The sequence below is a fragment of the Thiococcus pfennigii genome, from assembly GCF_016583835.1.
Classification (GTDB): domain Bacteria; phylum Pseudomonadota; class Gammaproteobacteria; order Chromatiales; family Chromatiaceae; genus Thiococcus; species Thiococcus pfennigii.
In genome coordinates this window covers 1-2,523 of record NZ_NRRW01000119.1, presented here as the reverse complement: position 1 = coordinate 2,523, position 2,523 = coordinate 1, and the positions used below count along the sequence as shown (strand labels likewise).

1 protein-coding gene is annotated in these 2,523 nt (G+C 51.8%); it reads left to right on the top strand.

Going from position 1 to position 2,523, the window contains the following annotated elements:
- The first annotated feature begins 621 nt into the window (after positions 1 to 621).
- The gene (locus tag CKO41_RS18095; protein ID WP_200383267.1) at positions 622 to 2,373 is read left to right on the top strand and encodes a protein kinase domain-containing protein; all 1,752 of its coding nucleotides are present in this window, start codon (positions 622 to 624) and stop codon (positions 2,371 to 2,373) included.
- The last annotated feature ends 150 nt before the right edge of the window (positions 2,374 to 2,523 follow it).

Sequence of the window (2,523 nt, the reverse complement as noted above, 5' to 3'; positions counted from 1 at the left end):
AAGCAATTCACATCGCCCCCCCGTATTCCTCGCTGACGGCCTCGATCCGAATGAAAAGCCGCCGCCGGGGCGGCATGAGGCCAGCGGTTTTTTTGAATTCAACGGGGTTTTCTTCCAGGCACTATCTGGTCTGCGCGCGGCAGCCCCGCGGCACCAGGGGCCTCGGCGTCGCGCGCAGACCAGATAAACGCTTATTCGTTGGGCCGCGTACTACAAAAGCGGGTTCCGCTAGTGAAAGCCGGCAGCGCCAGAGTTGAAAGCAAAGGTGGCAGCGAAACTCAATGCGCCGCGGAAGCGCATCGTAGTCGCCGCCCGAAACCGAATACGCACGGATGAGAGGTTCACAAATTCGCAACGACGTATCCCTGGCCTCTAAGCCATCATCCAGACGGAAACACCGCGCAGCGCCGTCTTCGCAAACAAATCGGCCCGCCGCCCGCCGGCCCCGCCTCTCAGACGCCTCGGTGTGATGGGGATGAACCAGCGGCTAAGCCCGTCGCGAAACAGAAAGCTGAAGTCGCTGCAAGGTAATACGCAGTGGCGGTGCAGTCTTGGGCCGGGTTCCCCTGATAGTTATGGTTACGCAACCCCACATTCAGAATCAATCGTGGACAATTGAACATGCCCATCCGAAAAGCACTTGTTGTTGGAATCGACCAGTACACACAGTCGCCTCTGTCCAACTGCGTCAATGACGCCGAAGATATAGCAGAAATACTAGAAACAAGTGAATACGGATTCAGCGTCTCGAAATTGTATAATCAACATGCCACGCGGAGAAATGTCCTCTCATCCCTAAATTCGTTGTTTATGGATGACCCGAATTTTGTCCTGTTCTATTTTGCTGGACATGGATTCTCCAGCCCTCAAGGTACCTATTTAGCTTGCCATGATATGGACAGCGTCGACTTGGGCGTCGATCTGGATGCACTGAGACGACTGATCGTATCTAAGGCACGAGACGATTTAACCATCATAGTGATCTTGGATTGCTGCCATTCCGGTGCAGCATCAGTGCGAGCCGGAGTTGGCGTCGGCACAAGAAACATGACGTATGGAGACGTGAATACAGCAGTTCCGTTCCTTGGTGTCGGGAATGCCGTGATTGCTGCGTGTAAGCCGGATCAGTACGCTCAAGAAGAGCAGTCTTTAGGCCATGGGGTTTTTACATACCATATGCTCGAAGGAATGTACGGCGATGCTGCGGATCACGAAGGGAAAGTGACGATACCAAGGCTATTCGACTACGTTGCACATCATTTCAAGGATCGGATCAACCAGACTCCTGTATTTAAGGGCGATCTCGTAGGTAGCGTTGTGCTTGGTGCAAATTTGTCGCCAAGGCACAGCACGTCCATCCCTTCCGACGAACTCCGAGCACTGGAGCAGTCCTCTGACAATTATGTAAATAGATATATTCAATCGACAATCTTTGATCTGGAATCGTGGGATAGGGAAGGCTATAAATACGCTTGCCAGTCATTAGCCCCAATTCTAAAATGGTTTGATCGCGAGATCGAGCGACTTCCACGAGTTCTAGCAAGCAAGAAATTTAAATCGGCATACGATACAGTGCAGAATAAGCTGGCGGACGTTGGTCAACTGAAAATCGGCTTACAGACTGAACTTGGCGAAGTTATCGATAAGCTGGGTGCGGGAACGTTCGGAACTGTTTGGAAGATTCGATCCTTGGACGGTAGATTGCTAGCTTATAAAACCTATCACCCGGTGGATCTAGGGAATTCCGAAAAGCGGTCTAGGTTTGCGCGTGGATACGAAGCAATGGCGCAATTGGATCACCCGCACATCGTCAAGGTTCATAAGTTTACGAATTGTCCAGTTGGGTTTTCTATGGACTACATCGAGGGCACGAACTTGCGGGACTTTGCTCACATGGAATTGAGCCCACGGGATTTCCTGGAGCAACTCTTGACTATTGCAGATACGCTCAAACACACTCATTCGAGGAACGTGTTTCATCGCGATGTGAAGCCGGAAAATATTATCATTAAATTCGACAATGACGAGCGATATTCACGATATAGACCTTACTTAACAGATTTTGATCTTGCGTGGTTTGATACTGCAACTAAGTTTACCAAAGAAGGGCTTGGGAGCTTGATATACGCTTCGCCCGAGCAACTATCTAAACCGCAATCTCACGCAGCACACGCCGCGACTACCGATATATATTCTTTCGGCCAACTGCTGTTCTACTTTCTGTGTAGGCGCGACCCTGTGCCCATGTTTTCAGATAATCCGCGCGTCTTACGTGAGGTTGTAAGCAATTGGTCGTCTGTCGAGCCAGCCGAAAAGATAGTCAATTTATACGAGCTGAAGTTTCTCGTTTTCCTCAGGCGACTAACCGCATGACAGCCGCGATGAGGGGATTTCGAGTGCCGTGGCCGGGATCGCCGCAGTCGACCCCGAAACCGACGTCGGCGAGCTCATGGGCGAGCGCTCGGCGCACATCGGCGAAGGCATATTCGGTGCGGCGTGCAGCGGCGTAGCGCCGCGCGGGGG